Origin of the sequence: Streptomyces sp. NPDC057010 (genome assembly GCF_042673805.1) — a bacterium.
Lineage (GTDB): Bacteria > Actinomycetota > Actinomycetes > Streptomycetales > Streptomycetaceae > Streptomyces.
This window is the reverse complement of the sequence record NZ_JBHUSC010000045.1, coordinates 1-16,505: the sequence shown is the minus strand read 5'-3', so window position 1 is coordinate 16,505 and position 16,505 is coordinate 1. Positions and strand designations below refer to the sequence as shown.

At 72.9% G+C, this 16,505-nt stretch carries 11 protein-coding genes; 7 read left to right on the top strand and 4 right to left on the bottom strand.

Features of this window, described 5'->3' with window-relative positions:
- The first annotated feature begins 11 nt into the window (after nt 1-11).
- Nucleotides 12-2,534 (top strand): DNA helicase PcrA, encoded by a 2,523-nt coding sequence (gene pcrA, locus ACFTXQ_RS28395; protein ID WP_382645788.1) that lies wholly within the window; start codon nt 12-14, stop codon nt 2,532-2,534.
- Nucleotides 2,535-2,565: 31 nt separating this feature from the next.
- Here the strand turns inward: pcrA and ACFTXQ_RS28390 are convergent, their stop codons facing one another.
- Nucleotides 2,566-4,104: a M23 family metallopeptidase gene (locus tag ACFTXQ_RS28390; RefSeq protein ID WP_382645785.1), complete on the bottom strand. Its 1,539-nt coding sequence runs from the start codon at nt 4,102-4,104 to the stop codon at nt 2,566-2,568.
- A gap of 231 nt (nt 4,105-4,335) precedes the next feature.
- Entirely contained in the window at nt 4,336-5,106 is a 771-nt protein-coding gene (locus tag ACFTXQ_RS28385; protein WP_382645783.1) for an esterase/lipase family protein, read from the bottom strand.
- A gap of 174 nt (nt 5,107-5,280) precedes the next feature.
- On the opposite strand from ACFTXQ_RS28385, the gene ACFTXQ_RS28380 reads away from it, so the two are divergent.
- The gene (locus ACFTXQ_RS28380) at nt 5,281-5,682 is read left to right on the top strand and encodes a cobalamin B12-binding domain-containing protein (RefSeq protein ID WP_382645780.1); all 402 of its coding nucleotides are present in this window, start codon (nt 5,281-5,283) and stop codon (nt 5,680-5,682) included.
- Between the two features lie 196 nt (nt 5,683-5,878).
- On the opposite strand, the gene ACFTXQ_RS28375 is transcribed toward ACFTXQ_RS28380, so the two are convergent.
- A complete protein-coding gene (locus ACFTXQ_RS28375) occupies nt 5,879-7,450 on the bottom strand; it encodes a DUF5691 domain-containing protein (RefSeq protein ID WP_382645777.1) in 1,572 nt (523 codons plus the stop codon).
- A 268-nt stretch (nt 7,451-7,718) separates the two neighbouring features.
- Nucleotides 7,719-9,062, bottom strand: a complete 1,344-nt coding sequence (locus ACFTXQ_RS28370; protein ID WP_382645775.1) for an SWIM zinc finger family protein — start codon at nt 9,060-9,062, stop codon at nt 7,719-7,721.
- A gap of 135 nt (nt 9,063-9,197) precedes the next feature.
- Here ACFTXQ_RS28370 and ACFTXQ_RS28365 point away from each other — a divergent pair, with 135 nt between their 5' ends.
- The 5 genes from ACFTXQ_RS28365 to sucD all read left to right on the top strand — a co-directional run bounded on the left by ACFTXQ_RS28365 (nt 9,198) and on the right by sucD (nt 16,427).
- Nucleotides 9,198-10,304, top strand: coding sequence for an AAA family ATPase (locus tag ACFTXQ_RS28365; protein ID WP_382645773.1), 1,107 nt, complete (start codon nt 9,198-9,200; stop codon nt 10,302-10,304).
- On the top strand, nt 10,301-12,586 hold the full coding sequence (locus ACFTXQ_RS28360; RefSeq protein ID WP_382645770.1) for a DUF5682 family protein: 2,286 nt from the start codon (nt 10,301-10,303) through the stop codon (nt 12,584-12,586). The genes ACFTXQ_RS28365 and ACFTXQ_RS28360 overlap by 4 nt, the downstream gene beginning before the upstream one ends.
- A 236-nt stretch (nt 12,587-12,822) precedes the next feature.
- Nucleotides 12,823-14,058, top strand: a complete 1,236-nt coding sequence (locus ACFTXQ_RS28355; protein ID WP_382645767.1) for a VWA domain-containing protein — start codon at nt 12,823-12,825, stop codon at nt 14,056-14,058.
- 278 nt (nt 14,059-14,336) lie between these two features.
- The gene (sucC, locus tag ACFTXQ_RS28350; RefSeq protein ID WP_382645764.1) at nt 14,337-15,515 is read left to right on the top strand and encodes an ADP-forming succinate--CoA ligase subunit beta; all 1,179 of its coding nucleotides are present in this window, start codon (nt 14,337-14,339) and stop codon (nt 15,513-15,515) included.
- 21 nt (nt 15,516-15,536) lie between these two features.
- On the top strand, nt 15,537-16,427 hold the full coding sequence (gene sucD, locus ACFTXQ_RS28345) for a succinate--CoA ligase subunit alpha (protein WP_382645761.1): 891 nt from the start codon (nt 15,537-15,539) through the stop codon (nt 16,425-16,427).
- The last annotated feature ends 78 nt before the right edge of the window (nt 16,428-16,505 follow it).

Below are 16,505 nucleotides of genomic sequence, written 5' to 3'. Positions count from 1 at the left end.
CTCGGAATGCGATGAGCAGCCTCTTTGACGACAGTTTCCTGGCGGACCTCACCCCCTCCGACGAGGTCCCCCCGCCGCCCGAGGATCACGCCGCCCCGGAGCCGGGCGCGGACGATCTCTTCGGCGGCCGGTTCGACGTGCCCATGTCCGGGGACGCGTACTACCGGGACGGCGCCCCCCGGCCCGTCATCGACCCGGCGACGCTCCTCGACGGGCTGAACGAGCAGCAGCGCGCGGCCGTGGTGCACGCGGGCTCCCCGCTGCTCATCGTGGCGGGCGCCGGCTCCGGCAAGACCCGGGTACTGACCCACCGCATCGGACACCTGCTGTCCGCGCGGAACGTCCACCCCGGCCAGATCCTGGCGATCACCTTCACCAACAAGGCCGCCGGCGAGATGAAGGAGCGCGTCGAGGGCCTGGTCGGCCCGCGCGCCAACGCCATGTGGGTCTCCACCTTCCACAGCGCGTGCGTCCGCATCCTGCGCCGCGAGTCCAAGCGGCTCGGCTTCACGTCCTCGTTCTCGATCTACGACGCCGCCGACTCGAAGCGCCTGATGGCGCTCGTCTGCCGCGACCTGGACCTGGACCCGAAGAAGTTCCCGCCCAAGGCCTTCAACGCCAAGATCTCCAACCTGAAGAACGAGCTGGTCGACGAAGAGGCCTTCGCCGACCAGGCCGCCGACGGCTTCGAGAAGACCCTCGCCCAGGCCTACGCCATGTACCAGGGGCGGCTGCGCGAGGCCAACGCGCTCGACTTCGACGACATCATCATGACCACGGTCCACCTGCTCCAGGCGTTCCCGGACGTGGCCGAGCACTACCGCCGCCGCTTCCGGCACGTCCTCGTCGACGAGTACCAGGACACCAACCACGCCCAGTACACGCTCGTGCGCGAGCTGGTCGGCACCGGCTACCCGGACCTGCCCCCGGCCGAGCTGTGCGTGGTGGGTGACGCCGACCAGTCGATCTACGCCTTCCGCGGCGCGACCATCCGCAACATCCTCCAGTTCGAGGAGGACTACAAGGACGCGACGACGATCCTGCTGGAGCAGAACTACCGCTCCACCCAGACGATCCTCTCCGCGGCCAACGCCGTCATCGAGCGCAACGAGAACCGCCGCGCCAAGAACCTGTGGACCGAGGCCGGCACCGGCGCCGTCATCACCGGCTACGTCGCCGACACCGAGCACGACGAGGCGCAGTTCGTCGCCGACGAGATCGACCGGCTGACGGACGCGGGCGACGCCAAGGCGGGCGACGTCGCGATCTTCTACCGGACCAACGCGCAGTCGCGTGTCTTCGAGGAGATCTTCATCCGCGTCGGACTGCCCTACAAGGTCGTCGGCGGCGTCCGCTTCTACGAGCGCAAGGAGGTCCGCGACGTCCTCGCGTACCTGCGCGTCCTCGCCAACCCGGAGGACAACGTCCCGCTCCGCCGGATCCTGAACACGCCCAAGCGCGGCATCGGCGAGCGCGCCGAGGCGATGATCGACGCCCTCGCGATGCGCGAGAAGATCACCTTCCCGCAGGCGCTGCGGCGCGTGGACGAGGCCTTCGGCATGGCCGCGCGCTCCACGAACGCGGTGAAGCGGTTCAACGCGCTGATGGAGGAGCTGCGCACGATCGCCGAATCGGGCGCGGGCCCGGCGGTGGTCCTGGAGGCGGTCCTGGAGCGCACCGGCTACCTCGCCGAACTCCAGGCCTCGACCGACCCGCAGGACGAGACGCGCATCGAGAACCTCCAGGAACTGGCGGCCGTTGCGCTGGAGTTCGAGCAGGCCCGGGAGACGGCGGCCGCCGAGGCGGCCGAGACCGGCGCCCCGGCGCCCGGATCCGGCACCCTGGCCGAGTTCCTGGAGCAGGTCGCGCTCGTCGCCGACTCCGACCAGATCCCCGACGAGGACGAGGACGGCTCCGGCGTCATCACCCTGATGACCCTGCACACCGCCAAGGGCCTGGAGTTCCCGGTGGTCTTCCTGACCGGCATGGAGGACGGGGTCTTCCCGCACATGCGGGCGCTGGGCCAGACCAAGGAGCTGGAGGAGGAGCGCCGCCTCGCCTACGTCGGCATCACGCGGGCGCGCGAGCGGCTCTACCTGACCCGCTCCTCGATGCGCAGCGCATGGGGCACGCCCTCCTACAACCCGCCGTCGCGGTTCCTGGAGGAGATCCCGGACCAGTACCTGAAGTGGAAGCGCACGGGCGCGGCCCAGAAGCCGGCCGGTCCGATGCGGAGCTCCGGCTACGGGTCTTCGGGTTCGGGCGGCGGCAAGGCCACGTTCGGCACCTCGCCCGAGTCGTTCCTGTCCTCGTCGCGCACGAAGTCGGGCCCGTCCGGCTTCGCGACGCGCCGGGCCACCGACAAGCCGGTGATCGCCCTGGCGGTCGGGGACCGGGTCACGCACGACCAGTTCGGGCTCGGCACCGTCATGGAGGTCAAGGGCGCGGGCGCCGACGCGCAGGCCACCATCGACTTCGGGGACGACAAGCCGAAGCGGCTGCTCCTGCGCTACGCGCCGGTCCAGAAGCTGTAGGCGCCGGGGGCAGCGCCCTCGCCGGGCTGGATCAGGTCGGGTCCAGCCCGTGGCTGCGGAGCCACGGCAGGGGGTCGATCGCGGACCCGCCGCCGGGCCGTACCTCGAAGTGGAGGTGCGGGCCGGTGGAGTTGCCGGAGTTGCCGGAGTAGGCGATGACGTCGCCGGCCTTGACCTTGCCGGACCGGATCTTGGTGCTGCTGAGGTGGCAGTACCAGGTCTCGGTGCCGTCGGGCGAGGTCACTATGGCCATGTTCCCGTAGGCGCTGTTGTACTGCGTGCGCACGGTGCCGTCGGTGGCGGCCATGACCGGGGTTCCGTAGGAGACCGGGAAGTCGATGCCGGTATGCACGGACATCCACATGCCGCCGGCCTGACCGAAGCTGGCGCTGAGGCCGTGCTGTTCGACGGGGATCGCGAACTTGGGGCGGGCCGCCTCCTTGGCCGCGGCCTCCGCCTCCTTCTTCTTCTTCTCGTCTTCCTGGCGCTGGCGCAGGTCGATGCGCTCCTGCGTACGGCTCGCGCGGTCCGCGAAGTCGCCCGCGTCGGCGCTGAGCGCGGCCAGTTGGGTGTCGAGCTTGTTGTTCGCCGCGACCGGCTTCACCGAGGCCGGGTCGGGCGCGGCCATCGTGGTGGTGCCCTCGGCGGGCTTGTCCGTGCCGGTGAGTCCGCCGACGGAGGCGGCGGCGACACCCGCGACACCCATCACGCAGGCGGAGGGCACGGCCACGGTCAGCAGGGCGGAACGCTTCGCCGGGGTGCGGCGACGGCTGTTGCCGGCCTTGGCGCCGCTCTTCGCGTTCCCCTTGGGGGCGGTGCGGCGCGCGGCGCGCGGAGCCGGGGTCACGGGCATCGCCTGGGTGGGGAGGTCGTGCACCTCGGGCACGTCGACGTCGTCCGCGTCCGTGTCCTCGGCCTCGTACCCGGCTTCGCTCCCGGCCTCGTTCTCGGACACGGCCATGTCTTCGAAGGCGGGGGTGTCTTCGAAGACGGCGGTCTCGGCGTACGCGTCGGCGTCGGCGTCCGCGGCCGGGGCTTCGTAGGCGTAGGTCCCGTACGCGTAGTCCTGCTGCGGCTGCTGGTACGCGTACTCGTAGCCCTGCTCGTACCCGTACCCGTACTCGTTCGCGTAGCCGGTCTCGGGCTGCTGGGCCGGGGTTTCGACGACCTCGGGGGCGACGGTGTTCCAGGCGGTGGCGTCGTAGGCGCCGGTCTCGCTGCCCGTGAGGGTCTGGTAGCCCGGCATCGCCCAGTGCCCGGTCTGTTCGGCGGAGGTGTCGTAGCCGAAGGAGGGCTGCTGGGGCTGCTGGTACTGCGCGTAGCCGGAGTAGTCCGTGTCCGGCGTGTTCCAGACATTGGCCTGGGCCGGGATCGTGGAGAGGTACGTGTCCTGCGAGGTCCACGCGGTGGTGTCGTACGCGCCGGTCTCATACGAGCCGTATGCGGCGTAGTTGACCCCCTGGCCCTGCGTTTCATAGGAAACGTAGGTCGAGTCACCAGCGAAAGTGGTGGTGGCAAGGCCGTCATACCCGGGATCCGGATACTGGCCCGGCGAGGGGCGGTCGTTCACCAACTTCTCTTTCGCCTCGGCAGTGGGGGCCTGGGTGGCCGGGGAACCAGCGGAATCAGAGGTTCACCGGAGGAGAGCAGTGGCGTGACTGTACCCGGCGGTTACTCGCAACGACAATCTTCGGCGGGTTTCCGCATCGCGGGAACCGGGCATTCGGCCGCCTTTCGGTCGCCGAAAGACGCAGCCTTGGCCTTGAGTTCGAAATTCGTTCGACTTTCAGTGGTCCGGTGTCTATGCGACGAACGCGGCTCCCGGGCGCTCCGCCGCGGTCGGGCCCGGGCCGTCGAGCGCGCGCCGGACCGCCGCGATCACGGTGGGGTGCGCGGGGAGGGCGAGATGCCCGATGCCTGTGACCTGCACGTTCTCCACGCGTAGATCCGGATGCTCGATCCGGGCCGTCCCGACGGGGGCCATCACGATGTCGAACTCGCTCCAGAACGCCACGCATCGCGTCGTGCAGCCGGGCGCGGGCGCGGCCAGCTCGGCCAGCACCTCGGAGTCGGGCCGCATCTGCCGCACCAGCGGGTGCGCGTCCATGAAGGGGGCGACCAGCGTGCCGGAATGCGGGGTGCCGAGCGTGACGAGCGTGCGGACGCGGGCGTCGCCGCCCAGGCGCTGGACGTAGTACCGGCCGACCAGCCCGCCGAGGCTGTGCCCCACCAGATCCACCCGCTCCTGCCCGGTGCGTGCGCAGAGTTCCTCGACGCGCCGGGCGAGGTGGCGGGCGGTGACGCGCAGGTCGCGGGTGAAGGGCGAGTAGTTGTACGCCTCCACGTGCCGGCGGCCGTCCGCGCCGAGGGCGCGGCGCAGCAGGACGAAGACGGAACGGTTGTCGGAGAAGCCGTGGAGCAGCAGCACGGGCGGCCGGGCCGAGGGCGGCTTGGCGCCGGCCCTCTCCTGGCACACCCCGGTGGGATAGAGGAGGAGGTGCCCCCCGAGCACGACCACCTCGAGCGCCCCCGCCCTCAGCGCGGCGCCGGACAAGGGTATGGACAGCCCCATCGACGGCCTCCCCTGAGCCTCTTGGGACTGCGGCCGGTCGCGCCACCGTGCCGTGCGGCTGGCGGCACGGTGGCGCAATGCCGTCCCACGTGTGATTTCCCCCTCCTGGTTGACCGTGAAACGGTGGCGTGCGCGATGCTGTACTTAACGTTCGTTCACTCGGGAGGCAGTGCGATGGGTGTGACCGGTCCGATCCGTGTGGTGGTGGCCAAGCCGGGTCTCGACGGCCACGACCGCGGCGCCAAGGTGATCGCGCGCGCCCTGCGGGACGCGGGCATGGAGGTCATCTACACCGGCCTCCACCAGACGCCCGAGCAGATCGTGGACACCGCCATCCAGGAGGACGCCGACGCGATCGGCCTGTCGATCCTGTCCGGCGCCCACAACACGCTGTTCGTGCGCGTCATCGAACTCCTCAAGGAGCGCGACGCGGAGGACATCAAGGTCTTCGGCGGCGGCATCATCCCGGAGGACGACATCGCCCCCCTGAAGGAGAAGGGCGTGGCCGAGATCTTCACCCCGGGCGCGACGACGACGTCGATCGTGGACTGGGTCCGCACCCACGTCCGCCAGTAGCCCCGCCGCCGGGGCTGGATACATCCAGCCCCTCCGGCGTTTGAGGAGCGGGGTCTGGGGCGGAGCCCCAGGGTGTTCCAGCCCGTCCGGCGTTTGAGGACCGGGTCCGGGCGGAGCCCGGGGAACGGTGGAAGGGCGGGTAGGGGACCGCTCCGCGCAGCGGTAGGCCCCCACGCGACCCGGCGCCCCGCAGCGGTTACGCCGGCGCCAGTTCCGAAAGCATGGCCTCGCGCAAGCGAAGCGTGGCCACCAGCCGCTCGAACGCCTCCGCCCAGTACGCCGCGGCCCCCGGCGACACGTCCGCCGCCGGATCCTCCGCCCCCGCGGTCAGCGCCGACAGCCGCCCCGCCTCCGCAGGATCCAGGCAGCGCTCCGCCAGCCCCATCACCCCGCTGAAGCTCCACGGGTAGCTGCCCGCCTCCCGCGCCGCCTCCAGCGCGTCCACGACGGCCCTCCCCAGCGCACCCGCCCACGGCACCACGCACACCCCGAGCAGCTGGAACGCCTCCGACAGCCCGTGGGCCCGTATGAACTCCGCGACCCACTCCGCCCGTTCCGCATCGGGCAGAGTCTCCAGCAGCTTCGCCCGCTCCGCGAGCGAGGCCGTCCCCGGGCCGGCCGCGGGGGGTGCGGAGGCCGGGCCGAGCAGGGCCCGGGACCACTCCGCGTCCCGCTGCCGCACCGCCGCCCGGCACCACGCCGCGTGGAGCTCCTCGCGCCAGACCTCGCCCTCGGCGACCGGCAGCGCCACCAGCTCCGCGGGCCCCATCCCCCCGAACCGCTCCCGCCAGCAGGACAGCGGCGCCGCCTCCACCAACTGGCCGAGCCACCAGGCCCGTTCCCCGCGGCCGGCGGGCGGCCGCTTGACCACCCCGTCCCGCAGCATCCCCGCGTCGCACTCGGCCGGCGGGGTCACCCCCTCGGGACCCACGCAGGCCAGGGCCCGCTGCGCCATCCGCCCGGCCAGCGCCGATCGGGGCAGCGCGGACAGCAGCTCGGCCGCCGTCGCGCGGACATTGCGACTGCGGTCGCCCAGCGCCGCCTCCAGGAACGGCTCGTCCCCCTCCGACAGCCCCACCCGCAGCGAATCGAGGAACATCAAGCGGTCCTCGGCCCGCTCGGTCGCCCAGGTCGTCGCCAGCAGCCGCGTCGCGGCCGCCGGCTCGTGGGCCCGTACGGCACCCAGCAGTGCCACCCGCTCCGCGAACAGCCCCTCCTGCCACAGCCGTTCCACCCCGGCCCGGTCGGTGACCTCAGGCAGCTGCCCGGCCCCGCCCGCCCCGCCGCGCAGGGCGAACCGCCAGTCCGGATTCAGCCGCGCCAGCCACATCCCCCGCGCCCCGGCCAGGGCCAGCGCCTGCGGCCGCAGATCCGTACGGGCCCGGGCCGCGTCCAGCAGCGCCGGCACGAGCGCGGACGGCGCGCGGTAGCCGTACCGCCCGGCCGCGGCCAGCCACTGCGGCAACAGCTCCGTCACATCCGGGGCCGACCCGCGCCGCCCGCTGCCGCTGCCCGCACCGGTGCGGCCGGCCAGCAGCTGCGCGAGCCGCCGCCGGGCCGCCACCGGCGGCGCCGGACGCGGATCCACCGGTGCGGGCTCCGGGCGCGGCCCCGCCTCGGCCGGCCGCAACCCGGCCCGCCGCCGTACGGTCTGCACGGCGGCCGCGTCCAGCAGGGCCTCCGGGCTGCCCTGCCGCCGCCCGGTGCCCAGCAGCGCGGCACCGACCAGCTCCTCCCACTCCCCGTACACCTCGTCACCCATGCCCATCAGGCCCCTCTCCCCTCCCTGGTTACCGCGCTCCGGTCCCGCCCCCTCCGCGGGACCGGAGCTGTCGATGTGCCGCTCTGCTGCGTTCAGCTGGCGTGGTTGTCGTTCACAAAAGCCCCCCGGCTCCTCGTGTGCTCCCCGACTCCCCATACGGCGCCCCGCGCCGCGTGGCTCCCTCCCCGCCGTCCTCGTGGACGGCATACGGGCCCCCAGGCCCCCTGCGATTCCTTCGTGATTCCCTCGGCGGTTCCTTGTTTCCGGCGCCCCGTCAGGCCAGCGCCACCGGCTCGGGAGAGCCCGGCTGCCAGGCCGTCAGAGGGGTGAAGCCGCGATGGCCGCACTCACCGAACACCGTCACCGGGCCCCCGCCCGACAACGCGGCCAGCTGCCACAGCCCCGGCCGGGAACGGCTCCCGGCCCCGGTGAGGGGCACCGGCAGGGCGGAGGTGCCCTCCGCATCCGCCAGCTGCCAGCCGAGCTCTCCCGGTATCGGGATCACCGGACCCAGCACCACCGGCCAGGACTCCAGCCACGGGTCCTCCCGCAGGGCCGCCCCATAGGCCTCCAGGGCCGCCCCCGTACTCACCCCGGCCGGAACCTCCGCACACGGCGCGGCCGCCGCATACCTCTCCCCGAGATCCGCCCGCAGCCCCGCCGACCCGGGCCGGAAGCGGACTTCCGCCTCCAGCACCAGTCCCACCGGCAGCGCCAGCCCCGGCGGCCGCCCGGGCGGTCCGAAGTCCAGCACCAGCGCCGGCCGGCCCCCCGCCAGCCCGCGCAGCCATATCCGGCGGGTGGTGAGCCGCCCGTCCGGCGACACCGAGTCGTTCTGCGCCAGCACCAGCCAGCGGTCCCGTACGGCCTCCCCCTCCCCGGAGGCCGGCAGTCCCACGCGGCTGCGCACCGTCGCAGCCAGTTGGTCCGGCAGCGCGGCCACCCCCAGCCAGGCCCGGTCCAGCAGGTGGAGCAGCGCCGCCTCCTCCAGCATCCGGGCGGGCCAGCCGGGGCCGCAACTGGGTATCGTCCCCAACTCCCTTACCCGCCCGGCCAGTCCGGGCGCCTGGGCGTCGACCATCCGGGCGGCCGTCTCCTCCCAGGCGGCGTATCCCGCCTGTTCCTGGCCGGCGAGGCCGCCGCGCAGCAGATCGGACAGCCGCTGCTCCAGCTCGGTGACGCCCGCGCCGATCCGGGCCGCCCGCCGCTCGGCCCGGCGCCGCGCCCCCTCCTCATCCGCCGGCCTGCCCGCGCCGGCCGCCGGTCGCGCGGCCTTCGCCGCCCGGTCCGCCAGCCACTGCGCGGCCCACTCCGGCGCCTCCCCGGGCTCGCCCACCCCCTCCGCGGACCAGAGCAGCAGCAGCCCCAGCGCGTGCTTGCACGGGAACTTCCGGCTCGGACAGGAGCACTTGTACGCCGGCCCGGCCAGATCCACGACCGTCCGGTACGGCGTCCTGCCGCTGCCCTTGCACAACCCCCACAGCGAACCGGAAGCGGAACCTCCGATCTGCGACCACGGCCCCGCCCCGCCAAGTCTGCCTCCCGCCTTGCGTGAGGCATCGTCAGGAGCCAGAGCCAGTACCTGTTCCGCCGTCCAGCGGACCCCCTGCTCAGTCATGTGAACCACCGTACGGACCCCCACTGACAATCGCTCTGACCTGCAACAACGCTGCGGGCAAGGGTCGTTGTCAGTGGCGTGGTGCACCGTGGATTCCAGCAGTCGGGAGCGGCTGCCGAGCATTGGAGGGGGACCATGACCACGACCGAGAACACCACGGGCGCCCAGGCGCTGCGGCCGCACGCCGAAGACGCCTTCGCGCACGAACTGAAAGCCCTGGAAGCCGCCGACGACCGGCCCCGCCCGACCCGCTGGAAGCTCTCCCCGTGGGCCGTCGCCACCTACCTGCTCGGCGGCGAACTGCCCGACGGCACCGTCATCACACCCAAGTACGTGGGGCCGCGCCGCATCGTCGAAGTCGCCGTCACCACCCTGGCCACCGACCGCGCCCTGCTCCTGCTCGGCGTCCCCGGCACCGCCAAGACCTGGGTGTCCGAACACCTCGCCGCCGCCGTCAGCGGAGACTCCACCCTCCTCGTCCAGGGCACCGCCGGCACCCCCGAGGAAGCCATCCGCTACGGCTGGAACTACGCCCGGCTCCTCGCCCACGGCCCCAGCCGCGAAGCCCTCGTCCCCAGCCCCGTCATGCGGGCCATGGCCGACGGCATGACCGCCCGCGTCGAGGAACTCACCCGCATCCCCGCCGACGTCCAGGACACCCTCATCACCGTCCTGTCCGAGAAGACGCTCCCGATACCCGAACTCGGCGAAGAGGTGCAGGCCGTGCGCGGCTTCAACCTCATCGCCACCGCCAACGACCGCGACCGCGGCGTCAACGAGCTCTCCAGCGCCCTGCGCCGCCGCTTCAACACCGTGGTCCTGCCGCTGCCCGCCACGGCCGACGCCGAGGTCGACATCGTCGCCCGCCGCGTCGACCAGATGGGCCGCTCCCTCGACCTGCCGGCCGCGCCCGAAGGCCTCGAAGAGATCCGCCGCGTCGTCACCGTCTTCCGCGAGCTGCGCGACGGAGTCACCGACGACGGCCGTACGAAGGTGAAGTCGCCCAGCGGCACCCTCTCCACCGCCGAGGCCATCTCCGTCGTCACCGGCGGCCTGGCCCTCGCCGCCCACTTCGGGGACGGCGTGCTGCGCCCCTCCGACGTGGCCGCCGGAATCCTCGGCGCCGTCGTCCGCGACCCGGCCGCCGACAAGGTCGTCTGGCAGGAGTACCTGGAGGCCGTGGTCCGCGAGCGGGACGGCTGGAAGGACTTCTACCGCGCCTGCCGGGAGGTGACCGTATGAGCACGGCCGTGCAGGGGCCGCTGCTGCTGGGCGTACGGCACCACGGGCCCGGCTCCGCCCGCGCCGTCCGGGCGGCCCTCGACGCGGCCCGGCCGGAGGCGGTGCTGATCGAGGGCCCGCCCGAGGGGGACGCCCTGCTGCCGCTCGCCGCCGAACCGGGGATGCGGCCGCCCGTCGCACTCCTCGCGCACGCCGCGGACGATCCGGGCAGGGCCGCGTTCTGGCCGCTGGCCGGGTTCTCCCCCGAATGGGTCGCGATCCGCTGGGCCCAGGCGCGGGACGTCCCCGTCCGCTTCATCGACCTGCCGGCGGCGCACTCGCTGGCGGCCGAAGCGGGCCGGCCGGAGGAGGGCGAGCCCGAAGCGGTCCGGCTGGACCCGCTCGCGGTGCTGGCCGAGACCGCCGGGTACGACGACCCCGAGCGCTGGTGGGAGGACGTGGTCGAACACCGGGGCGCCGACGGCCCGCGACGGGATCCGCTCGGCGCGTTCGAGGCGCTCGGCGAGGCCATGGGCGCCCTGCGCGAGACCTACGGGGACGGCGGCCACGCCCGTGACCTGGTCCGCGAGGCGTACATGCGGCAGCGGATGCGGGCCGCCCGCCGGGAGTTCGGGGACGCGTACGCCGTGGTCTGCGGGGCCTGGCACGTCCCGGCGCTGCGGGCGAAGACCACCGCGGCCGCCGACAAGGCGCTGCTCACCGGCCTGCCCAAGGTCAAGGTGGAGACCACCTGGGTGCCCTGGACCCACCGCAGGCTCGCCCGGGCCGGCGGATACGGCGCGGGCATCACCTCGCCCGGCTGGTACGCCCACCTCTTCTCGGCCCGGGACCGGCCCGTGGAGCGGTGGCTGACCAAGGTCGCCGGGCTGCTGCGGGAAGAGGACCGGCAGGTCTCCTCGGCGCACGTCATCGAGGCGGTCCGGCTGGCCGAGACCCTGGCGGCGATGCGCGGTCGGCCGCTGGCAGGGCTCACGGAGACCCTGGAAGCGGTCCGGGCGGTGATGTGCGACGGCTCCGACATACCGCTCGCGCTGATAGAGGACCGCCTCGTCGTCGGGGACGTGCTCGGGGAGGTCCCGGACACCGCCCCCGTCGTACCGCTCCAGCGCGACCTGACCCGGCAGCAGCGCTCGCTGCGGCTCAAGCCGGAGGCGCGGGAGCGCGAGCTGGAACTCGACCTGCGCAAGGAGACGGACGCCGCCAAGTCCCTGCTGCTGCACCGGCTGCGGCTGCTCGGCATCGGCTGGGGCACGCCCACGGCCTCCCGGAGCAGTACGGGCACCTTCCGGGAGACGTGGCGGCTCTGCTGGGAGCCGGAGCTGTCGGTGCGGGTGGCCGAGGCCGGGATCTGGGGCACCACCGTCCTGGCGGCGGCCACCGCCAGGGCCGAGGCGGATGCCGCGGGCGCCGAGGAGCTGGGCGAGGTCACGGCGCTGGCCGAGCGGTGCCTGCTGGCCGGGCTGTCCGAGGCGCTGCCCGCCGTGCTGCGGGCGCTCGCGGACCGGGCCGCGCTGGACACCGATGTGGCGCGGCTCGCCAAGGCCCTGCCGGCGCTGGCCCGTTCACTGCGGTACGGGGACGTCCGGGGCACCGACGCGGCGGCGCTCGGCACGGTGGCGGCCGGGCTCGCCGAGCGGATATGCGTGGCGCTGCCGCCCGCGTGCGCCGCCGGGCTCGACGCCGATGCGGCGGCGGAGCTGCGGGGCCACGTGGACGGGGTGCACGGGGCGGTCGGGCTGCTGGCCGACACCGACGAGGGGCTGCGGGACCGCTGGTCGGCGGTGCTGCGGACGCTGGCGGGCCGGGACACCGTGCCGGGGCTGATACGCGGCCGCGCGGCCCGGCTCCTGCTCGACGAGGGGCGGCTCCCGGCCGAGGAGACGGCGCGGCTGATGGGGCTCGCCCTGTCCCCGGCGGCCTCGCCGGCCGACGCGGCGGGCTGGATCGAGGGCTTCGCGGGCGGCGGTTCGGGCGGCGGGACCTTGCTGGTCCACGACGACCGGCTGCTCGGGCTGATCGACGCCTGGCTGGTGGGGGTGCCGGAGCGGGCCTTCACCGACGTACTGCCGTTGCTGCGGCGGACGTTCGGGGCGTACGAGCCGGGGGTGAAGCGGACGCTGGGGGAGCTCGTCCGGCGGGGCCCCGGCGGACCGGCTGCGGCGGCCGCCGCGGGTTCGGCTCCCGCGGGGTTCGCCCCGGAGCTGGACGCTGCGCGGGCGGATGCGGTGGTGGACCTGGTCCGCATGCTGCTCTCGCCTGCCGGTGGGGGCGCGGCGGCCTGAACCGCGCGGCCCCGCTGCCGGGGCTCCGCCCCGGACCCCGCGCCTCAAACGCCGGCGGGGCTGGATTTGGCCGGCCTGAGTCGGCAGGTGCGGCTCAAGGCCGGGGCTCCGCCCCGGAACCGCGGGCCTCAAACGCCGGCGGGGCGGGATTGGGCCGGCAGCCGGGTGTGGCTGGGCATGGAAGTGGTCGGTGGTGGCCGACGGAGACGACGAATGCAGGGGACAGGGGACGGGCGATGAGCGGTACGGAGAACCAGGCGGGGCGCGGCGGGGCCGGGAGCCGGGCGGGCGGGGCGGGGGGCGGAGCCGGGGCCGCCGCCGCCGACACCGCCGGAGGCGAGCGGTTGCGGCGGTGGCGGATGGTGCTCGGCGGGGGTGAGGCCGAGGGGACCGGGTGTGTGCTGAGCGGGCGGGACGCGGCCATGGACGGGGCGCTCGCCGCGCTGTACGGAGGGGGCGGCGAGACCGGCGGCGGCTCCCGCAAGGGCGCGCGGTCGGCCGGGCTCGGCGGCTCCGCCCCGCACGTGGCCCGCTGGCTCGGGGACATCCGTACGTACTTCCCCAGCTCGGTGGTCCAGGTCATGCAGCGCGACGCGATCGAGCGGCTCGGCCTGTCCACCCTGCTGCTGGAGCCGGAGATGCTGGAGGCCGTCGAACCGGATGTGCACCTCGTCGGGACCTTGTTGTCGCTGAACAAGGCCATGCCCGACACCACGAAGGAAACGGCGCGGGCCGTGGTGCGCAAGGTGGTCGAGCAGCTGGAGAAGAAGCTCGCGGCGCGCACGCGGGCGACCCTCACCGGCGCCCTCGACCGGTCCGCCCGGGTCAGCCGCCCCCGCCACCACGACATCGACTGGAACCGGACCATACGGGCCAATCTCAAGAACTACCTGCCCGAGTACCGCACCGTCGTTCCCGAGCGGCTGATCGGGTACGGCCGTGCGGCGCAATCGGTGAAGAAGGAGGTGATCCTCTGCATCGACCAGTCGGGGTCGATGGCGGCCTCCGTCGTCTACGCCTCCGTGTTCGGGGCGGTGCTGGCCTCGATGCGTTCGATCGCGACCCGCCTCGTCGTCTTCGACACCGCCGTCGTCGACCTCACCGACCAGCTCGACGACCCCGTCGACGTCCTCTTCGGCACCCAGCTGGGCGGCGGCACCGACATCAACCGGGCCCTCGCCTACTGCCAGTCGAAGATCACCCGCCCCGCCGACACCGTCGTCGTCCTGATCAGTGATCTCTACGAGGGCGGCATACGCAACGAGATGCTCAAGCGGGTGGCCGCCATGAAGGCCGCGGGCGTCGAGTTCGTCACGCTGCTCGCCCTGTCCGACGAGGGCGCCCCGGCCTACGACCGCGAGCACGCCGCCGCCCTTGCGGCCCTTGGGGCCCCGGCCTTCGCCTGCACCCCCGACCTGTTCCCGGAGGTGATGGCCGCGGCCCTGGAGAAGCGCCCCCTGCCGGTGCCCTGACCGGGCCCCCGGCCGGCCGGGGGGAATGGGTGGATCGCACGAAGTTCCAGTTCAACCGTGAGGCGATCTGTGACAGGTATCACCGCTCAGGTGTGATCTGCGATTTAGGGACCTACGGCCCACGGGGATAACCTGCGGGACGGACATGCCGCGTCCACGGTCACCGTGTGCGCCTTCCTTGTGACAGCGCCGTCACGTTGCCCTCGCGGCACGCCCACGCAGATTGCAGACAACCGCGAATCACTGCGAATCTTTAAAAAGACAAGGGACGGACGCGCGTGGACCTGTTCGAGTACCAGGCGAGGGACCTCTTCGCCAAGCACGGTGTACCGGTGCTGGCCGGTGAAGTCATCGACACGCCTGAGGCGGCTCGCGAGGCCACCGAGCGGCTGGGCGGCAAGTCGGTCGTCAAGGCGCAGGTGAAGGTCGGCGGCCGCGGCAAGGCCGGCGGCGTGAAGCTGGCCGCCACCCCGGACGAGGCAGTCGCCCGGGCGACGGACATCCTCGGCATGGACATCAAGGGCCACACGGTCCACAAGGTGATGATCGCCGAGACCGCTCCGGAGATCCTCGAGGAGTACTACGTCTCCTACCTCCTCGACCGCACCAACCGCACCTTCCTGGCCATGGCCTCGGTCGCGGGCGGCATGGACATCGAGCAGGTCGCGGAGGAGACCCCCGAGAAGCTCGCCAAGGTCCCGGTGAACGCCAACGAGGGCGTGACCATCGAGAAGGCCCGCGAGATCGTCGCCCAGGCGGCGTTCCCGGCCGAGGTCGCCGAGAAGGTCGCCGAGGTCCTCGTGACCCTGTGGAAGACCTTCATCGCCGAGGACGCGCTCCTCGTCGAGGTCAACCCGCTCGCGAAGGTCGCCTCCGGCGACGTCATCGCCCTCGACGGCAAGGTCTCGCTCGACGAGAACGCCGAGTTCCGCCAGCCGGGTCACGAGGAGTTCGTGGACCACGCGGCCGCGAACCCGCTCGAGGCCGCCGCCAAGGCGAAGAACCTCAACTACGTGAAGCTCGACGGTGAGGTCGGCATCATCGGCAACGGCGCGGGTCTCGTCATGAGCACCCTCGACGTCGTCGCCTACGCCGGCGAGAACCACGGCGGCGTCAAGCCCGCCAACTTCCTGGACATCGGCGGTGGCGCCTCCGCCGCCGTCATGGCCAACGGTCTCGAGATCATCCTCGGCGACCCGGACGTCAAGTCCGTCTTCGTCAACGTCTTCGGTGGCATCACCGCGTGCGACGAGGTCGCCAACGGCATCGTCCAGGCGCTGGCCCTGCTGGAGGAGAAGGGCGAGGCGGTCACCAAGCCGCTCGTCGTCCGTCTCGACGGCAACAACGCCGAGCTGGGTCGCAAGATCCTCTCGGACGCCAACCACCCGCTGGTTCAGCGCGTGGACACCATGGACGGCGCGGCCGACAAGGCCGCCGAGCTCGCGGCTGCGAAGTAAGGGCAGAGGTCACAGACTCACATGGCTATCTTCCTCAACAAGGACAGCAAGGTCATCGTCCAGGGCATGACCGGTGCCACGGGCATGAAGCACACCAAGCTGATGCTGGCTGACGGCACCAACATCGTCGGCGGCGTGAACCCGCGCAAGGCCGGCACCACCGTCGACTTCGACGGCACCGAGGTCCCGGTCTTCGGCTCGGTCGCCGAGGCGATGGAGAAGACGGGCGCCAACGTCTCCGTCCTCTTCGTCCCGCCGGCCTTCGCCAAGGCCGCCGTCGTCGAGGCCATCGACGCCGAGATCCCGCTGGCCGTCGTCATCACCGAGGGCATCGCGGTGCACGACTCCGCCGCCTTCTGGGCGTACGCGACCGCCAAGGGCAAGAAGACCCGCATCATCGGCCCGAACTGCCCGGGTCTGATCACCCCCGGCCAGTCCAACGCCGGCATCATCCCGGGCGACATCACCAAGCCCGGCAAGATCGGTCTCGTGTCCAAGTCCGGCACGCTGACCTACCAGATGATGTACGAGCTGCGCGACATCGGCTTCACCTCCGCCGTCGGCATCGGTGGCGACCCGGTCATCGGCACCACGCACATCGACGCCCTGGAGGCCTTCGAGGCCGACCCGGAGACCGAGCTCATCGTCATGATCGGCGAGATCGGCGGCGACGCCGAGGAGCGTGCGGCGGACTTCATCGCGAAGAACGTCACCAAGCCGGTCGTCGGCTACGTCGCGGGCTTCACCGCCCCCGAGGGCAAGACCATGGGCCACGCGGGCGCCATCGTCTCCGGTTCTTCTGGCACCGCACAGGCCAAGAAGGAAGCCCTGGAGGCCGCGGGCGTGAAGGTCGGCAAGACGCCGACCGAGACCGCGCAGCTGGCGCGCGCGATCCTGAACGCCGCGCAGTAGGGCAGCAGCAGTAGGCAGTACGAGTACGCGCCCGCGGCGCATACGGGCTCGGCCCGCACCCTCTCCGGGGTGCGGGCC

Excerpts from the sequence above, each read along its gene's own strand:
- ACFTXQ_RS28360 (WP_382645770.1), top strand. The coding sequence starts at position 10,301 with ATGAGCACGGCCGTGCAGGGGCCGCTGCTGCTGGGCGTACGGCACCAC.
- ACFTXQ_RS28385 (WP_382645783.1), bottom strand. The coding sequence starts at position 5,106 with ATGGGGCTGTCCATACCCTTGTCCGGCGCCGCGCTGAGGGCGGGGGCG.
- ACFTXQ_RS28370 (WP_382645775.1), bottom strand. The coding sequence starts at position 9,062 with ATGACTGAGCAGGGGGTCCGCTGGACGGCGGAACAGGTACTGGCTCTG.
- sucD (WP_382645761.1), top strand. The coding sequence starts at position 15,537 with ATGGCTATCTTCCTCAACAAGGACAGCAAGGTCATCGTCCAGGGCATG.
- ACFTXQ_RS28380 (WP_382645780.1), top strand. The coding sequence starts at position 5,281 with ATGGGTGTGACCGGTCCGATCCGTGTGGTGGTGGCCAAGCCGGGTCTC.
- ACFTXQ_RS28365 (WP_382645773.1), top strand. The coding sequence starts at position 9,198 with ATGACCACGACCGAGAACACCACGGGCGCCCAGGCGCTGCGGCCGCAC.
- pcrA (WP_382645788.1), top strand. The coding sequence starts at position 12 with ATGAGCAGCCTCTTTGACGACAGTTTCCTGGCGGACCTCACCCCCTCC.
- ACFTXQ_RS28355 (WP_382645767.1), top strand. The coding sequence starts at position 12,823 with ATGAGCGGTACGGAGAACCAGGCGGGGCGCGGCGGGGCCGGGAGCCGG.
- ACFTXQ_RS28375 (WP_382645777.1), bottom strand. The coding sequence starts at position 7,450 with ATGGGCATGGGTGACGAGGTGTACGGGGAGTGGGAGGAGCTGGTCGGT.